Genomic DNA, 17,431 nt, shown 5'->3' with positions numbered 1-17,431 from the left:
TGCTGCCTCTAATTTAAATTCAGCACTAAATAATCGTCTTGTTCGTTTTGTCATGATGTCACCTATCCATGTTAAGAGGTGATGATATCACCTCTGAGTAGGTGGCCAAATTTAATGTACCACTACATGGGGCACCTACGCCCACTTTGTATATCGGTTAGGCCGTTTTCGAGTGTTAGTTCGCCACGGTGATAGAAGGGCAATAACCTGTAATCATATTGCCATCCTCGAACACTGAATAAGCTATCAAGGATGGCATATAATAGTCGCTGATTTAAACTTTATTAAAACTAAGTATTAGCGAATTAAACAATCGTCGATTGATTACGACCATTATGTTTTGATTGATATAACGCATCATCACTAACTTTATATGCTTCACTAAATGATAATGTGTCTGACACAGTACCACCAATTGAAATAGTGACAGCAATGTTATGGATAGGGGATACCTGCACAACATGTCGAATTTTTTCAGCTTTTAACTTCAATTGTTCTTTCGTCATTGACGTAAAGCTTAGGATAAATTCTTCTCCACCCCAACGGATAGCAATATCACTTTGACGTATGCATCGCCCCAACCTTTCTGCTAACTTACGTATCACTTCATCGCCTACTTCATGACCATAGGTATCATTAATTGACTTAAAGTGATCAATATCAATAATCAGTAAGCAGAAACCTTTTTGAGCATGTAGTTTTTTCTCATAGTAATCACGTCGATAGAAGTGGGTCATGAGATCTCGTTGTAATGAGAACTTTCTCATTTTTATTTTTGCGGTTAACCAGTAAATAAAAAAAGTTAATGATAATGCAGGTATTAGTGAGTACTTTAAAATATTAAATAAGTTAACTCCGACATAAAAAGGGTCTTGGCTTGAGCAAGGTAAGAGTTTTTTAATGGAAAAGTCATACTTTGATGGATTCGAATAAAGTACAGTTTTATACTTATTATTATAAATCTTAAGTGCATCATTGAGTATATTGTTTTTAATATCAATAGCTAGTAACGCATCTAATTTACGGTTGTTATAAATTGGATAGTATAATGTTCTGATTGCTTGGTTTGATCCATCTTCTATATATTTCTCTGTCATTTTTATATTACAGCCATAAAAATAACTATAGGTTTCACCTAGGCCTTCTTTATCTATAATCCTTTTGATGACAGAATTTTTCTCATAGTTTTTATAAGATTCTAAATATTGTCTACGTGCGGGATCAAAATGCGCATGAGTTGCTGGATTATCAAAAACAGCGATTGTCCAAATATTGTTATCTGTTAGTTGATCCAGTTGATCACGAAGAAGGTTTATCCCTTTAGATAAGTTTTTCACTTCAGATGTATGGTTTATAACCACGGAAACACCATTGAAATACTGTTGGCCTTTTGGGATAAGTCTAGTATCTGTATTGTTGTAAAATGAACTAAAACGACGGCTTACAGAATATACTGAATTTATTGTCTTGAAGTATTGCTTATAAAATTTCTCTAAATGATAGGCATTATAAGCAAAATATCCACATGATATTATCGTAAAAAATAGCACGAATGGCTTAATAAAAGTAATTAACGTTTTGTTTTTATGTGTTATTTTATCGATCATTGCAATGTGAACACTAGTATGTAAGGGTTATATTTTCACATTCTAAATATATAAAGTAAATTTTATTTCTCATATCTTTAATGAATATATTTCATGAGAATGACAAATTAATTTTTCGTCGTTGTTGGTAAATATTAACAAGAGTAATTAAATGAGATTAATGTTTGTTGTCTGAAAGAGGATAAATATAAAAGGACTTGGTGAAAAAAATCAATATGAAATTAGAATTATAGTTTTCTATATTTAATTAAGCTATTCAATGGCCTATTTTAAATTCAAATAGAAACACTTTATTCCTGAATAAGCAGTAACAGCAACAGCAACAGCAACAGCGACTAGTGAAGTATCTCAACAATAGGATAGAGTCCGATCATTTACCTATTAAGATTATTTGCAACAACCTCTGGTGACTCAAAACATTCTTTACCTTGTGTACGGTGCTATTGCGAACCTTACAAAAATGTAAAGTTCATGACAGGTTGGTGTATAGAACCTTATGTATTCTTTCAGCATCAAAACAAACATAAGGTTTTCAACATGTCTATTAAACGTATTTCTTTATTCCTTTTACCAGCAGCATTGTTATCAACATCAGTTTTAGCTGAAATGCCAACTCAAGGTTTTATACCGTCAGTGGCAGTACAAACTCAACAACAAGGATTTACTGGACCAAGTTACGGCTTAGACACAGTGAAGGCTGTGCTTGATGCTGGCATGTTCAGTGATGATACACCGGTGGCACTGACAGGAAATATTACCCGCTCTTTAGGTGGTGAGCATTACACATTTACTGATGGTACTGGCTCTGTCACGATTGAGATTGATCATGACAAGTGGTTCGGCATCCAAGTTACACCGGAAACGAAAATAACGATCTCTGGCGAAATTGATAAAGAATTTAATCATACTGCTATTGATGTAGATTATATTCGAATTGCGAGTTAATACTTTCTAGATATCACGATAATTTCACAATTGTTGAAATAGTATAATCTCCTCATTAGTTACAGATAGATAAAATGAAAAAGTCAGTATTGCTTTCGTTAGCCTTCCTAAGTGGTAGTGCAGTGGCTACGCCTTATATGGGTTTGGAATATGGTGCAGCATCAGTAAAACACGATTACCAAACACACTTTCTCGCTGATAATAAAACGGTTGTAGCTAGTGATTCTAGCTCTGTGTTCGGTGGTTTTATTGGCTATAAAACAGAAAACAATTATGGTCTTGAACTTAGCTATAAACAGTTTGATTTAGACGGGGATAGCAGTCAGTTACTTCTGTCTGATAAACCTGGATTTATTTTAGAGCGCGAGTGGGAGTCGGATTTATCGGTTAAACAAATTAGCCTAAAGCCTGTGATGTTTTACTCATTATCTGAAAACATACAGCTTAAAGGCGGTCTTGGTTTAACGTATAGCCATTATAAATACACCTCATCATCTCATGATGAATATGAGCACGTATTAAATGATGACATTGAGATAAATCTACCTCGCTCTGGTGGTGAGAATAAAAAAGACAGTGCGTTAGGTATTGTTGCAAGTGTTGGCGTTGATTATAACCTTTACCGAAATATTCATATTGGTGCGGCAATGGAATACTATGTAGATAGCATCGCGAATGGTGGCAATATTACGGTAAATACGTCGTACTTTTTCTGAGTATAAGCCTACCTCTAAAATGATTGCAGTGAGCGATGTTGTTAAAGCGCTCACTGCTTTTCTGTATTGATCTAGTTCATTTATTTTTATTGGACAGCACGTTTAGTGAGTCTGATTATATTACCGAGCGATTATTATGCGTATCTTGCTTGTTGAAGACGATATCAGTTTAAGCCGTTATGTTGAGAAAGGCCTCCAAGAAGCCGGACATAATATTTTATGTGTTGATGATGGGAGACATGCATTATCGATATGTCTCACGGAACAATTTGATATTGCGATTGTAGATCGAATGTTGCCAGGCTTAGATGGACTCGCGCTTGTTAAGGCATTACGAGCATCAAAAATAACCATGCCCGTATTATTTTTAACCTCGCTGGGGGGGATAGATGATCGCGTTGATGGATTAGAGGCAGGAGGCGATGATTATTTAACTAAGCCATTTGCTTTTTCAGAGTTATTGGCACGCTTGTCTGCGTTATCTCGTCGTTCACATCAGTTGCTAGAAAAAGCCACTAACGAATTGCACTATGCTGATGTTTCACTGAATTTATTTGATCATACCGCATGTCGCCAAGGGCAAAACTTACAGTTACAGCAGAAAGAGTTTCGTATTTTGGAGCTTTTTCTTCGTCATCCAGGCCGTGTGATCACACGAACTATGTTACTTGAGCATGTATGGGGATTGTATTTTGAGCCTCAGACCAGTGTAGTAGAAACACATATCAGTCGCTTGCGTAATAAATTAGAAAAACCGTTTGGCGATCAGTTGATCCATACCGTACGTGGGGCGGGTTACAAATTAGAGTGCAAAAAATGAGAAGCTCAATACTGCCGTTAATGGTCGAACGCATAAAGACATTTTGCGCTTCGCATCCTTGGTTACGTCATTCTGCGATTCAACAAGGAGTAATGTTTGTTACCGTCTCTATAGTGAGCTTGCTACTGATATCAAGTATCACGATTTCGTATGTTGATTATCATTTAGATGAATTAAATGACGAGATTGAGCAAAACATTGAAGCCTTTATGTATGGAATGACAACTGAAATAGACAAAGAACCTATTGATGAAGATGATGTTATCGATGTTTTAGTCACAGGCTTTACCTTATCTGGGATACTCGTTGTGCTACTGAGTGGCGTAATCGTCACTTACATGAGTAAACGTAACCAAGAAAAAATTGATCGTATTGAACATGTGCTAAAAATGGCATCAGAAGGCAATTTATCGGCAAGAACCACCGTTTCTCGGCAAGATAATGATCTGGATCGTATCAGTTATTCGGTGGATGAAATGCTCTCTCACTTACAAAGTGTTGTGGCGGCAATGAGCGATATTTCTGCCAATATTGCTCATGAATTGAAAACACCTATCACACGTTTGCAGTATCATTTACTGACTCTCGATGAAATGCTGGTTCAACAAAATACAGTTGATAGCCATCATTTATCTGAGCAGTTAGCATTAGCTGTCAAAGAATCTACTCGTTTGGCTGATATTTTTGATGCGCTATTGCGGATTTCACAAATTGAGTCAGGTCAACGTCGTCAACGATTTGAAACTGTTGATATTGTTGATGTAGTCAATATTATTGCGGATATCTATGTCGATGTAGCAGATGATGCAGGGATGGTCTTAAACGTTCATACGCCAAAGTCTCCGCTTGTTATTCAGGGTGATCGTGAATTGTTGATCCAGCAACTGGCTAATTTGGTGGAAAACGCATTGCGTTATTGCCCTAAAGGAAGTGAGCTTTCTCTGATTTGCCGACAAGAAAATGAATCCGTGATGATCGCGATGAAAGATAATGGCCCTGGTATTCCTGAATGCGAAAAAGAGCGAGTGTTTGAACGATTATACCGGATCAATAAAGCACGAAATGATGGTGGTTTAGGCATAGGGTTATCTTTAGTTAAAGCGGTAGCTGAATTACATAAAGGTGACGTAAAACTTTATGACTGTCATCCTGGGCTCGGTGTTGATATTCATTACCCTAAAGAAGAGTAATTTCCATTCACTGTATGATATTCAAAAAGGCCGATAAATATCGGTCTTTTTTGTATCAAACATTTAGGCTAGGTATAAAGATGATTAAAAATCAGAAATAAAGATGTAATTTTTCACATTCTTTTTAATTATTTTATCACTAAGTATAAATAGCCGTATTTTATGTATCATATAAATAATTTTAAACCTGATTAAATTTGTATTTGCCATTATTCAGTTATTGATGCTCTGCATCTTTAGGTATGTTAGGCTCTTGATAGTCTCCCCTAATATCAGCAGACACTATTTTAGCGTTCCACTTATTATTAATCTGCTTTGCTACAATAGCGAATTGACCATATGTGGTACCGAATGAATGGTACTCTAGAGGGATGTCCATACCGTCGATATGAAGTGTTCCTCTGATATACCTCAGCAGGCAATCTCCTCTGTCATAAGGGTAGTCCTCCTGCTTTAACGACTGAGGACCTAACTTATCAATATAATTAGGCCTACATACAACTTGATAAAAAGTAAGTTCATCAATAGTACCTCGTGTACTGTTTAAAACTATATATTTTGGATAGGCGAAGGATGGAGCTGAAAATAGTAAAAAAGGGAGTATTGCTAAAAGAAGTTTTTTCATCACGTAGTATCCTTAACATCGATTATAGAATAAGTGACACGCGCTATGTATTTGTAAAAAAGTATATCTCTCAAGTGATCTGGTCGCTTATAAGTACATATATAAAGCCGCCAAAGAGCGGCTTTTTATTTTCCATTTGTCGTTATTTAGTTATTGAGGATTACCTTTACACCGAGGGAGTATCATCATATTTCGGGGTATCATCATATTTCGGGGTATCATCATATTGAGGGGTATCATCATATTGAGGGGTATCATCACTATTGTTATAGTTACCCAAAATATCGGCGGATACTATTTTTGCTGTTACCTTATTATCAACACGCTTCGATACAATAACGAATTGGCCATATGACGTACCTGATGAATGATATTCCAATGGTATATCTTCGCCATCAATGTGAAGTATTCCTTGGATACTCTTAAGCAGGCAAGCTCCCCTGCCATCAGAATCAGGCGTTAATGACCAGGGTGTTAGATTATCAATATAGTGCTCACCACAAAAAAGTCCGCTCATTTGTTTAAAGATAAGGTAGTCAACAGTACCTGAAGTACTGTTTAAAACCGTATATTTTGTATAGGCGAAAGATGGAGCTGAAAATAGTAAAAAAGGAAATAGAGCTAAAAGGAGTTTTTTCATCACGTAGTATCCTTAGCATCAATTCTAGAATAAGTGACACGCGCTATATATGCGCAAGAGACATACTATGTGTTCGGTAAATAAGTGACCGATCAAAATGACTCATTGTTGCGAATGTGAGACAGCCAATATTAGGTTTTTGAACCAATCTATGTTTTTTGTTGATATAGCCAAAGCGATGGGTATCGACACGGCAGCAATGACACAAGAGCAAGCAATGAATGTAGCCCTTGAAGTCATTGATGTGCTATATGAAAAGGTAGGGAGGAAACAACGCCTAGCAGATTTGGGTGTAACTGAAGACAAGCTAGCGTTCATGGCGTAAACGATGCGTGTTGTTTGGCCACCCCATACAAAGTGAGCTTCGAGGAAATCGTAGAAATCTTTAAAGCATGGATGTCATTAGCAATACCCTCCCAAAAGGTTGCTATCTCCCAGACTTTTTTATTCCGGTTGAGCCGTCGCCTCTTCAGTCCTGTCAGTGGAAAGCGTCACATAGCGTTGTTGCAGCTCCGCCAGTAACTCCAAGGTGTCAAATTCATCTAAAGAAGGACGATCACCAGCAAAGAACATAATGCTTTTATTAAACATCTTTGATAATTCTAAAAGTGTATCTAAGCGTGGTTGTGTTCGACCATTCTCTAAGTCTAAGTAGGTTTGTCTTGCTATCTTAAGGTGTTTGGCAGCATCGACTTGGGTCATGCCATGCTCTTCACGGGCTTGTTTTAGCCGGTGGTGAAAGATTAGGAGCTCATTCATTCTTTTATTCTTCTAAATTTAAAACGCCAAGATTGTATAGATAAACGATAAGTTGAAAAATAGGTGAAAGTGATTTTTGTGTCATTCAAAGTGAGTTTGGAAGGGGGGGCACTAATCAGAATGTAAAAGTTTCATGTTTAATCGACTGATTATGATTTTTCTTTGTAATCATCTATCGCGATTTGATTTTGACTCGTTTTTGAGGTAGAGAGTAGCCTGTTCATACCTTGAGTAGGTTGTTGCTTACTCAAGGCTTTCGGAAAATGATTTAAGAAAAACGCAGTGGTATTGGATTAACGTTTCTGATTTTCTGCAATTTAACGCTTTTATCTTTTATCTTTTATCCTTTATCTTTATTTCTTTCTTCAAAAAATGCTCTAAAGTCGAATTTAGTACAATTTCCATTATCATTGCTCATTAGTGCAGGGTTACTCACGAGAACACAATGCTCATTATCGCTTACTGAGTCTTTTTCACTATGGCTACTGCAACCCATTAACACCAATATTAATGTGGTTAGCGTTATTACTTTTTTCAATTCAGACGCCTTACTTTAGATATTGCTTATTATAATAGAAATATGATCAACCTTATGATTATATAGAACTTAAATTCAAGATAATACCTAAAAAGTATATTTTGTTTATGGGTTAAATACAATGAAATCTAAAGGCTATTTTATTTTCTATTATATATAGCCGCGCTATTGATTCATTTATTAACTTTTCATTAAGGCGTTATCTAGACAAGTTAGTGCTCTCGTCTAGATAATCTCTCTGCTCCTTTATTCTGCTTGAATCTTACCTGCTATACCTTTTTTGAATGCGCTTTTCTGCCACATTCCTGAAATGTTTTTTTTATAAAAGCGACACAAAAAATTGCCACGCTATGAGCATTATTTAACTAGGACTCAATAGCATGGATAACATTATTGAAGTCAAAGCGTTGACAAAAACGTTTGGAAATAAAAAAGCTTTAGATGGGATCGATTTCAGTATTCATCATAAAGAAATGACGGCGCTCTTAGGCCCTTCGGGATCGGGTAAATCAACATTAATGCGCCATTTAAGTGGCTTAGTCTATGGCGATAAAGATCAAAACAGTGAGATCCGTGTTTTAGGTGAAGTGGTCCAAGCGCATGGTCGTGCAACGGTTGATATTCGACAAAGACGCGCCCAAGCGGGGTACATTTTTCAACAATTCAACCTTGTTAATCGCCTCACTGTCCTAACTAACGTATTAATTGGTGCCATGAGCCATACACCGTTGTGGCGTACTTTAAGTGGTCGATTCAGTGTAGAGCAAAAACAGCAAGCGTTAGCTGCTTTAGAGCGAGTTGGGATGAGTGATTTTGCCTATCAACGTGTTTCGACTCTTTCTGGTGGGCAGCAACAACGTGTAGCCATCGCTCGTGCCTTGATGCAAAAAGCGAAGATCATTTTCGCTGATGAACCCATTGCTTCATTAGATCCAGAGTCTTCTCGTATTGTGATGGAATTACTGACAGACATTAACCAGCGGGAAGGGATTCCTGTGGTTGTTACTTTGCACCAAGTCGAGCATGCCCTTAAATATTGTAAACATGTCATCGCGTTAAAAGAAGGCAAAGTCTTTTATCAAGGTGAAAGCGCAAGCATCAGCCAACAAGAGCTTGAACAGCTCTATAGCTATCAACCCAAAGTCAATATTGATGAGAGTGAACCTCTACCACAAACCCATTCCACCCCTTTACTACGTTAACACACAAAGGATATTGAAGATGTTACGAGCACTAAAGACGATGGTTTGTAGTCTTGGACTACTTACAGCTGCAACAGCGATCCCCGTTTCTGCTGAAGAGCAATTGGAATCGCTTAATTTCGGTATTATTTCGACTGAATCACAGCAAAATCTCAAAACAGTGTGGGACCCGTTCCTAAAAGATATGAGTGATAAGCTGGGCATGGAAGTGAAAGCGTATTTTGCGCCAGATTATGCAGGCATTATTCAAGGTATGCGTTTCGATAAAGTTGATGTCGCTTGGTTTGGTAACAAATCAGCGATGGAAGCGGTTGACCGAGCTGGGGGCGAGGTTTTCGCGCAAACGGTAGACTCCGAAGGTAATCCTGGTTACTGGAGTTTATTGATCACCCATAAAGACAGCCCAATTAACAGTGTTGAAGACATGATTTCTCAGCGTTCGGAGCTCGCGTTTGGTAATGGCGATCCCAATTCAACATCAGGTTTTCTTGTACCGTCATACTATGTTTTTGCAAAAAATAACATTCAACCGTCAGAGTTTAAGCGCACGTTGAATTCTAGTCATGAAGTGAATCTCTTTGCTGTTGCAAATCAGCAAGTGGATGTAGCGACGAATAATACCGAAAGCATGCGCCGTTTCGAGCTTACCAATCCAGAAAAGTTTGCCAATATCAAAGTGATTTGGCAGTCACCACTGATTCCATCCGATCCTATTGTGTGGCGTAAAAATCTCCCTGATTCAGCAAAAAATGAAATTTACAGTTTTTTCATGGATTACGGTACTTCTGGTGATGAGAAAGAGCTAGCCGTTCTAAAAGAACTCGGTTGGGCTCCTTTTAAACCATCGAGTGACTTACAGCTGCTACCCATTCGCCAGCTAGCGCTCTTTAAACAGTTAAATAGCTTGAATAAACAAACAAGTTTAACCAAAGAGCAAGCGTCAAAATTAGAATCAGCGAAGAGTAAGCTTGCTGTTCTAAACCGCCAAATGAGTGCTCTTGAAGCAATGGAATAGCGTCGCATGGGCTGGAGGCGCGAGTTTTCCAGCCCTTTGCTGCCACACAGTTTTTAATGGATAGATGCAATGAGCAGTTCAACTCAAAATATCCCAATGGGTCCCACTTCTCAATGGAAGCGCTTTGCAATCATGTTATTGGTTGCGTTTGTTCTTGCTTGGTCTTGGCAAGGTGCAGAAATAAATCCAGTTCAATTAATAAAAGATTCTGGAAACATGATTGAGCTAGGGGCGGATTTTTTCCCGCCAGATTTTACTTACTGGAAACTTTACCTCGAAGAGACCTTGATAACGATACAAATTGCATTGTGGGGGACGATATTAGCCGTCGTTATTTCCATCCCATTTGGATTGATGTGCTCAGAAAATATAGCCCCTTGGTGGATATATCAGCCAATGCGCCGCTTGATGGATTCTGCTCGAGCCATTAATGAAATGGTATTTGCAATGCTATTTGTTGTTGCTGTTGGGTTAGGACCTTTTGCCGGCGTACTTGCGTTATTTGTACATACCACAGGGGTACTTGCAAAACTGTTTTCTGAAGCGGTCGAAGCGATTGATATTGGCCCAGTAGAAGGCGTTCGTGCGACAGGTGCCAATAAAATTGAAGAGATTTTATATGGTGTTCTTCCTCAAGTATTACCGCTTTGGATTTCTTTTACGTTATATCGGCTTGAGTCGAACGTTCGTTCGGCCACTGTGGTAGGCATGGTGGGTGCTGGTGGTATAGGGGTTCTGTTATGGGAAGCGATAAGAGGTTTTCAGTTCCAACAGACCGCTTGCATTATGTTGATCGTCATTGTCACTGTGAGTTTGATTGATTTTGCCTCACAACATATCCGAAAAATGTTTATTTAATATTTTTCATAACTTGTCTAGATAAGTCACCCGTGATGCTGAGAGATTGATGATGAGAGTGTATTTGAATATTGCGAAACACTTAGAAGAGGATGTTCGCCGCTATTTTCAAGCCGGTGACTATTTACCATCAGAATCAGTACTTGCTAAACGGTTTAATGTAAATCGTCATACCGTGCGTCGTGCGATAGATGAGCTGGTGTTTAATGGGATGATCGAACGCCAACAAGGACGAGGCAATATGGTGGTTAGCCAACCATTCGAGTACCCATTACATGCCGGGGCGCATTTTACTGATAATTTGTTGGAGCAGGGCAGTTTACCAACGAGTCGAGTGATCGAACGAGGTTTAACTCGTGCAAACGACAAGGTGGCAGCTCTCTTTGGTGTCTTACCTGAGTCATCGATTATTAAACTCACCACATTAAGAAAAATTGATGGTGTACCAGCCAGTGTGATTGACCATTACCTCTCTGATGTGAACTGGTGGCCTGCTGTAAAACATTTTGAAGTGGGATCGCTTCATCACTATTTGAGAGACAAACTAGACGTTCAACTGACGAGACGTTCGACGCGGTTGAGGGCCGTTATGCCCACCAAAACGGATTGTCGTCTACTACAACTTCCTAGCAAAACGCCAGTTATGGCATTTAAAACCACCAATGCCTTAAAGGGCACTGATCGGATCGTGGAGTTTTCATCTTCACATACGCGATCGGATTTGGTTGAAATTGTTTTGGAGCACTAAATGGAAACGGAACAAAGAACGCAACGACAAAAGTGGATGGCTGTGTTAGCTCGATGCGATCATCGTGCCTTAGCTAACGGTTGGCAGCAACTTGGTTTAGATCCGAGTTATCACTTTGTTCGAGAACCTGAGATTGGTCTAGCCCAAGTTCGCGCAAGAATGGGTTCAACAGGGAGCCAGTTTAATATCGGTGACGTTACGATGACGCGAACAGTGATCCAACTTGATAGTGGAGAGCTAGGGTATAGCTACATCACAGGTCGTGATAAATCTCACTCTGAGATAGCGGCTGTGATTGATGCCCTAATGCAAACATCGATGCAAAGCGATCTGCATCATCGTCTCATTAACCCGTTAAATGCCGACATTGTGAAGCAAGAACAGTCTCGGGCTAAACAGGTTTCCGCCAGCAAGGTGGACTTTTTCACCATGGTGAGAGGAGAAGATGAATGAGCCAGCTAGTAAAAGGATTTGATTGTCCAGTTCATGACGCTCAGCAGACTTTTCGTTTATTAATGGACGCAATGGCTAAACCTGGTCTCGTGGTTGAATTACCAAGTGATGTTCGCTTTGGTGGTGTTAGCAAAGCCGCAACACAGTTAATGCTTACTCTGGTGGATAACTCGACGCAAGTATTTATGTCTTCGCACTATTTAAATGATCCGTCTTTCATTGAGAATGTCCGTTTTCATTGTGCCGCTTCTTTAACACAAATAAGAGAGCACGCCGATTTCGGGTTGTTAGCAGGTAACGAAATAACAACGTTAAACGGTTTTTCTAAAGGCGAAGAGAATTATCCAGACAAAAGCGCCTCCCTCATTATAGAAGTGGACTCGTTACAATCTGGTATTGAGCTGTCGCTGACAGGCCCCGGTATTCAAGGAAAAAACACGGCCTATATCAATGGATTATCAAGCGAATTACTTGCCGCGGTATTGAATGGGCGAGGGGTATTTCCGCATGGCGTGGATCTTTATTTAACAAGTGGTCGCCAAGTTATGGCGCTACCTAGAACAACGCAAATTCGATTAAATAATAAAGAGGATACGCTATGTACGTTGCTGTAAAAGGTGGGGAAAAAGCCATTGCCGCCGCACATCGGCTTCAAGAGAAAAAACGTCGCGGTCCAACCTCGCAACAACCACTTGAGGTCGCTCAGATAGCTGAACAGTTAGCTGGCGCAACAGACAGAGTGATGACAGAAGGCAGTGTTTACGATAAAGAGTTGGCAGCCCTTGCCATTAAACAGGCCGGAGGCGATTTAATTGAGGCGATATTTTTACTTCGAGCTTATCGCACAACACTGCCAAGATTTGCTGTTACTGAGCCGTTACAAACCGAAAGTATGCGTATTGAGCGTCGAATTTCAGCGGCTTATAAAGATCTCCCTGGGGGGCAGATACTGGGGCCAACTTACGATTATACCCACCGTTTACTTGATTTCACGCTACTGGCAGAAGGCGGTGAACAGGCGCATATCTGTAGCGAAAGTGATGATAGAGAACAGCCGCTGAATAACACTGAAACACCAGCGTTAAGCCCCCAAGTCCTGCAAATTTTAGAGAAATTAGAGTTGGCAGTACAAGAGTCAGATAACGGGAAATTACCGGAAGATATAACCGTAACCCCACCTGCTTATCCTGCTAATCGAAGCGCAAGATTACAACAATTATCACGATGTGATGAAGGGTTTTTACTTGCGCTGGGGTATTCGACACAACGCGGTTATGGACGCAATCATCCTTTCGCAGGTGAGATCCGTTCAGGCCAAGTGACATTAGAAATTATTCCTGAAGAATTAGGCTTTGCTGTCGAAATTGGCGATATCGAATTGACAGAGTGTCAAATGATAAACGCATTTACAGGGAGTAAGACTGAAAAAGCCAAATTTACCCGAGGGTATGGAATTAGCTTTGGCTTTTCAGAACGCAAAGCGATGTCGATGGCACTTGTTGATCGTTCACTACAACATAAAGAGTACGATGAAAAGCCACAAGGCCCCGCTCAGGACGAAGAATTTGTTCTGTCACATGGCGATAATGTTGAAGCCTCCGGTTTTGTTAGCCATTTGAAACTTCCTCACTATGTTGATTTTCAATCTGAGCTTGAATTGATTCGAAAACTACAAAAAGAGTATGACGAGCAACAGAGTGAAATTATCAAAGAGGGCCTTCATGATGTTTGATTCAAACCAAACCGGTGGCTACAACTATGGCTACTTAGATGAGCAGACGAAAAGGATGATACGTCGAGCACTGCTAAAAGCGATTGCGATACCGGGTTATCAAGTTCCGTTTGGTGGCCGAGAAATGCCGATGCCTTATGGCTGGGGTACGGGAGGTATTCAAATCACAGCGGCGATAATCGGACAGCAAGATGTGCTTAAAGTGATTGATCAGGGCGCTGACGATACGACCAATGCTGTTTCTATTCGCCAGTTTTTTAAAAAAGTGGCAGCGGTTAAAACGACCGAAAAAACCAGTGATGCGAGCTTAATTCAAACACGTCATCGCATTCCTGAGAAACCGTTGAATGACGGGCAGATCTTGATATATCAAGTCCCGATCCCTGAACCATTACGTTTTATCGAGCCACGTGAAACAGAAACACGGAAAATGCATGAACTGGAAGAATATGGTGTGATGCATGTAAAACTGTATGAAGACATTGCACGATATGGACATATTTCAACGTCTTACGCTTACCCTGTTGAAGTGAATGGTCGATATATTACTGATCCTTCTCCGATCCCCAAATTCGATAATCCTAAAATGCATCAAATGCCAGCTCTACAACTGTTTGGGGCTGGCCGAGAAAAACGTATTTATGCCATTCCACCTTATACCGATGTGAAAAGCCTCGATTTTGATGACTACCCTTTTGAAATTCAGCAATGGGATGAACCATGCAGTATTTGTGGCTCGACGGATAGCTTCTTAGACGAAGTCGTAACCGACGATCAAGGAGGGAGAATGTTTGTCTGTTCAGATACGGATTATTGCCGTGAACAACAAGCGCTTCAAAAGAGTAAGGAGACGACATTGTGTCTTTAATGGATGTTGAAAAAAGTCGGAATGAGACGGTTGTTAATCAAACCGTTGAGGAATTACAACCTCTGCTTAAAGTGACGCAGCTGACGAAATTGTATCAAGCTGAGAAAGGCTGCCAAGAGATCGATTTTGAACTTTGGCCAGGTGAAGTACTGGGGATCGTTGGGGAATCAGGTTCGGGAAAAAGTACCTTACTCCGCGTTTTATCCGGTCGTGAAGTACCTGATAGTGGCGATGTTCAGTATCAAATTGACACCAATCATAGTGTTAGCTTGTTTGGTTTGTCTGAAAGTGAACGTCGTCGTTTGTTGCGCACAGAGTGGGGAGTGGTCCATCAGCATCCTATGGACGGTCTTCGTTCTAGCGTGTCTGCTGGTGGCAATATTGGCGAGCGTTTAATGGCTGTTGGTAACAGACATTACGGGGATATTAGAGCACAAGCGATTGATTGGCTTGGACAAGTTGAAATCCCCTTAGACCGCATTGATGATATGCCTATTACGTTCTCTGGCGGTATGCAACAACGGTTACAAATCGCACGAAATTTAGTGACGCATCCAAAGTTGGTATTTATGGATGAACCAACCGGTGGACTAGATGTATCGGTACAAGCCCGACTTCTTGATTTAATTAGAAATCTAGTTGTTGATTTAGGGTTGTCTGTCGTCATTGTAACGCATGATCTTGCCGTTGCTCGTTTGCTTGCTCATCGATTAATCGTGATGAAAGAAAGCCGCATTGTTGAAACGGGGTTAACTGATCAAGTATTAGATGATCCACAGCATCCTTACACGCAATTACTCGTTTCATCGGTATTACAAGGATAAGAAGCATGATGAATACTCACAATAACAAAGTAATGCTTCGGGTTGAAAATATCAGCAAAACGTTCGTATTGCATAATCAAAGTAGCGCGCGAATACCTGTTCTTGATAACAGCAGTTTTCAGGTGGAAAGCGGTGAATGCGTGGTGTTACTTGGGCACTCAGGCTCGGGTAAAAGTACCCTTCTTAAAGCGCTCTACGCCAATTATTTAGTCGATGATGGGCACATTCTTGTTCGCAAAAATCGAAATAATAATGACTGGGTAGATCTCGCCAATACGACACCTAAATCGATTCTTGAGGTAAGAAAGCATACCGTAGGTTGGGTGAGTCAATTTTTACGGGTTATTCCTCGTATCAGTGCATTAGATGTGGTCAGCCAGCCTTTGATTGATTTAGGAGTTGATAAAGACAAGGCGCGTGAAAAAGCACAAGTTCTGCTTCGTCGGTTAAATGTACCTGAAGCACTTTGGCATCTTGCCCCTGCGACGTTTTCTGGTGGAGAGCAGCAACGCGTTAATATCGCTCGAGGGTTTATTGTTGAATCGCCAATTCTCTTACTTGATGAGCCTACCGCGTCATTGGACGAGAAAAACTGCCAAGTTGTTGTCGAGTTAATTTCAGAAGCTAAGCATCGTGGTGCCGCGATTGTTGGTATTTTCCACGATGAGTCAGTTCGTAAACGCGTAGCGGATAAAATTTACGATATGTCCACGGCACAATTGAGTGAAATTGATCATTAGAAAGGAAGCCATGATGATTATTACCAACGTACAACTGGTATTGGAAAATGAAGTTATTAATGGTTCGATTGAAGTCAAGGAGGGTTTGATTCGGTCAATGTCGGACTCAAGTAGCCAGCGACCAGAAGCGATTAATGCAAATCAAAGTTTCTTAATGCCGGGCCTGATTGAGCTTCATACCGATAATTTAGAAAAATACTTTACCCCAAGACCGAAAGTCAATTGGCCTGCATTATCTGCAATGGCAGCGCATGACGCTCAGTTAATTGGCTCTGGTATCACGACTGTTTTAGATGCAATTGCGGTTGGTGATGTGCGTGATGGAGGACACCGACAGGAAAACCTCGACAAAATGATTGATACCATTATCGAAAGTGGCAAGTTGGGGTTAAATAGGGCCGAGCATTTTGTGCATATACGATGTGAGTTACCGCATTCAGCGACAGTGGAATTGGCAGAAAAATATCTCGACTTAGAGCAGATCCACATGGTGTCGTTAATGGATCATTCTCCCGGTCAACGTCAGTTTGTCAATATCAACAAATACAATGAGTACTACCAAGGTAAATACAACCTAAGTGATCAACAAATGGCAGAGTTTGAGCAATACCAGCGAGCTCAGTCTTTACAGTGGTCAGGTGTTAATCGAAAAGCGATAGCCAAATTGTGTCGTGAAAAACACATACCTTTAGCGAGTCATGATGATGCAACGTCTGCACACGTCGAAGAATCACATTCATTAGGAATGGTATTAGCTGAGTTTCCGACGACGGTTGAAGCCGCTCAACGCTCTCATGAGCTTGGATTAAAAGTGATGATGGGAGCACCAAACGTTGTACGCGGTGGCTCGCACTCAGGAAATATTGCTGCACATGAATTAGCAACACTGGGTGTATTGGATGCGCTGTCGTCTGATTACTTTCCTAGCAGTTTGCTTGATGCCGTTTTTGAGTTAGCAAGCGATGAACGTAACGCGCTTGATTTAGCATCAGCGACGCGCCTAGCAACGGCTAATCCAGCGGCGGCACTCAACTTGACGGATAGAGGGGCTGTAAAAGAAGGGTTGAGAGCTGACTTAATGCTTGTGGGTCGTAAAGCCAATCAAGCCGTGATTCAACAAGTATGGCGACAAGGCAATCGCGTTTTCTAAA

General features: G+C 40.3%; 20 protein-coding genes. 16 read left to right on the top strand and 4 right to left on the bottom strand.

The annotated features are described in order from the left end of the window. Positions 1-305: 305 nt before the first annotated feature. On the bottom strand, positions 306-1,607 hold the full coding sequence (locus C9J42_RS16950) for a GGDEF domain-containing protein (RefSeq protein ID WP_107261890.1): 1,302 nt from the start codon (positions 1,605-1,607) through the stop codon (positions 306-308). 543 nt (positions 1,608-2,150) lie between these two features. On the opposite strand from C9J42_RS16950, the gene C9J42_RS16945 reads away from it, so the two are divergent. The 4 genes from C9J42_RS16945 (at position 2,151) to C9J42_RS16930 (ending at position 5,278) form a co-directional block, all read left to right on the top strand. Beyond that, entirely contained in the window at positions 2,151-2,552 is a 402-nt protein-coding gene (locus C9J42_RS16945; RefSeq protein ID WP_369974361.1) for a YgiW/YdeI family stress tolerance OB fold protein, read from the top strand. A gap of 74 nt (positions 2,553-2,626) precedes the next feature. Continuing rightward, entirely contained in the window at positions 2,627-3,268 is a 642-nt protein-coding gene (locus C9J42_RS16940; RefSeq protein WP_107291183.1) for an AcfA family outer membrane beta-barrel protein, read from the top strand. Between the two features lie 136 nt (positions 3,269-3,404). Continuing rightward, positions 3,405-4,088 (top strand): response regulator transcription factor, encoded by a 684-nt coding sequence (locus C9J42_RS16935; RefSeq protein WP_107208631.1) that lies wholly within the window; start codon positions 3,405-3,407, stop codon positions 4,086-4,088. Beyond that, positions 4,085-5,278 carry a cell wall metabolism sensor histidine kinase WalK gene (locus C9J42_RS16930; protein WP_199189334.1) on the top strand — a complete coding sequence of 398 codons (1,194 nt, stop codon included), beginning with the start codon at positions 4,085-4,087 and terminating at the stop codon, positions 5,276-5,278. The genes C9J42_RS16935 and C9J42_RS16930 overlap by 4 nt, the downstream gene beginning before the upstream one ends. Positions 5,279-5,495: 217 nt before the next feature. Here C9J42_RS16930 and C9J42_RS16925 read toward each other — a convergent pair whose 3' ends face one another. Further along, positions 5,496-5,903 carry a hypothetical protein gene (locus C9J42_RS16925; protein ID WP_107302201.1) on the bottom strand — a complete coding sequence of 136 codons (408 nt, stop codon included), beginning with the start codon at positions 5,901-5,903 and terminating at the stop codon, positions 5,496-5,498. Between the two features lie 166 nt (positions 5,904-6,069). Then, complete coding sequence (locus tag C9J42_RS16920) at positions 6,070-6,543, bottom strand: hypothetical protein (protein ID WP_107261894.1); 474 nt, start codon at positions 6,541-6,543, stop codon at positions 6,070-6,072. Positions 6,544-6,694: 151 nt separating this feature from the next. On the opposite strand from C9J42_RS16920, the gene C9J42_RS16915 reads away from it, so the two are divergent. After that, positions 6,695-6,868, top strand: a complete 174-nt coding sequence (locus tag C9J42_RS16915) for a hypothetical protein (RefSeq protein WP_233219147.1) — start codon at positions 6,695-6,697, stop codon at positions 6,866-6,868. Between the two features lie 119 nt (positions 6,869-6,987). Here the strand turns inward: C9J42_RS16915 and C9J42_RS16910 are convergent, their stop codons facing one another. After that, a complete protein-coding gene (locus tag C9J42_RS16910; protein ID WP_107208628.1) occupies positions 6,988-7,302 on the bottom strand; it encodes a helix-turn-helix transcriptional regulator in 315 nt (104 codons plus the stop codon). A 918-nt stretch (positions 7,303-8,220) separates the two neighbouring features. Between C9J42_RS16910 and phnC the strand changes: the two genes are divergently transcribed. The 11 genes from phnC to phnM all read left to right on the top strand — a co-directional run bounded on the left by phnC (position 8,221) and on the right by phnM (position 17,430). Continuing rightward, positions 8,221-9,042 (top strand): phosphonate ABC transporter ATP-binding protein, encoded by an 822-nt coding sequence (gene phnC / locus C9J42_RS16905; RefSeq protein ID WP_107302200.1) that lies wholly within the window; start codon positions 8,221-8,223, stop codon positions 9,040-9,042. Between the two features lie 19 nt (positions 9,043-9,061). Next, positions 9,062-10,057 carry a phosphonate ABC transporter substrate-binding protein gene (phnD, locus tag C9J42_RS16900; RefSeq protein WP_107247564.1) on the top strand — a complete coding sequence of 332 codons (996 nt, stop codon included), beginning with the start codon at positions 9,062-9,064 and terminating at the stop codon, positions 10,055-10,057. A 69-nt stretch (positions 10,058-10,126) separates the two neighbouring features. Next, complete coding sequence (gene phnE / locus C9J42_RS16895; protein ID WP_107302199.1) at positions 10,127-10,915, top strand: phosphonate ABC transporter, permease protein PhnE; 789 nt, start codon at positions 10,127-10,129, stop codon at positions 10,913-10,915. Positions 10,916-10,967: 52 nt separating this feature from the next. Continuing rightward, positions 10,968-11,663, top strand: coding sequence for a phosphonate metabolism transcriptional regulator PhnF (gene phnF, locus C9J42_RS16890; protein WP_107287312.1), 696 nt, complete (start codon positions 10,968-10,970; stop codon positions 11,661-11,663). Beyond that, entirely contained in the window at positions 11,664-12,116 is a 453-nt protein-coding gene (phnG, locus tag C9J42_RS16885) for a phosphonate C-P lyase system protein PhnG (protein ID WP_107302198.1), read from the top strand. It abuts the gene before it with no gap. Next, entirely contained in the window at positions 12,113-12,730 is a 618-nt protein-coding gene (phnH, locus tag C9J42_RS16880) for a phosphonate C-P lyase system protein PhnH (protein ID WP_107302197.1), read from the top strand. Before phnG ends, phnH begins: the two co-directional genes overlap by 4 nt. Continuing rightward, positions 12,715-13,848, top strand: coding sequence for a carbon-phosphorus lyase complex subunit PhnI (locus tag C9J42_RS16875; RefSeq protein ID WP_107302196.1), 1,134 nt, complete (start codon positions 12,715-12,717; stop codon positions 13,846-13,848). The genes phnH and C9J42_RS16875 overlap by 16 nt, the downstream gene beginning before the upstream one ends. Next, on the top strand, positions 13,838-14,716 hold the full coding sequence (locus tag C9J42_RS16870) for an alpha-D-ribose 1-methylphosphonate 5-phosphate C-P-lyase PhnJ (RefSeq protein ID WP_199189333.1): 879 nt from the start codon (positions 13,838-13,840) through the stop codon (positions 14,714-14,716). The genes C9J42_RS16875 and C9J42_RS16870 overlap by 11 nt, the downstream gene beginning before the upstream one ends. Further along, positions 14,716-15,540 (top strand): phosphonate C-P lyase system protein PhnK, encoded by an 825-nt coding sequence (gene phnK, locus C9J42_RS16865; RefSeq protein WP_107302195.1) that lies wholly within the window; start codon positions 14,716-14,718, stop codon positions 15,538-15,540. The genes C9J42_RS16870 and phnK overlap by 1 nt, the downstream gene beginning before the upstream one ends. 5 nt (positions 15,541-15,545) lie before the next feature. After that, positions 15,546-16,280, top strand: coding sequence for a phosphonate C-P lyase system protein PhnL (phnL, locus tag C9J42_RS16860; RefSeq protein ID WP_233220756.1), 735 nt, complete (start codon positions 15,546-15,548; stop codon positions 16,278-16,280). A 13-nt stretch (positions 16,281-16,293) separates the two neighbouring features. Then, positions 16,294-17,430 carry an alpha-D-ribose 1-methylphosphonate 5-triphosphate diphosphatase gene (gene phnM / locus C9J42_RS16855; RefSeq protein WP_107302194.1) on the top strand — a complete coding sequence of 379 codons (1,137 nt, stop codon included), beginning with the start codon at positions 16,294-16,296 and terminating at the stop codon, positions 17,428-17,430. Position 17,431 lies beyond the last annotated feature (1 nt).

Source organism: Photobacterium sp. GB-56, assembly GCF_003026105.1.
In the GTDB taxonomy this organism is placed as follows: domain Bacteria; phylum Pseudomonadota; class Gammaproteobacteria; order Enterobacterales; family Vibrionaceae; genus Photobacterium.
Note: the sequence above shows the minus strand (reverse complement) of the source record. Positions and strands in the feature narration are given on the sequence as shown.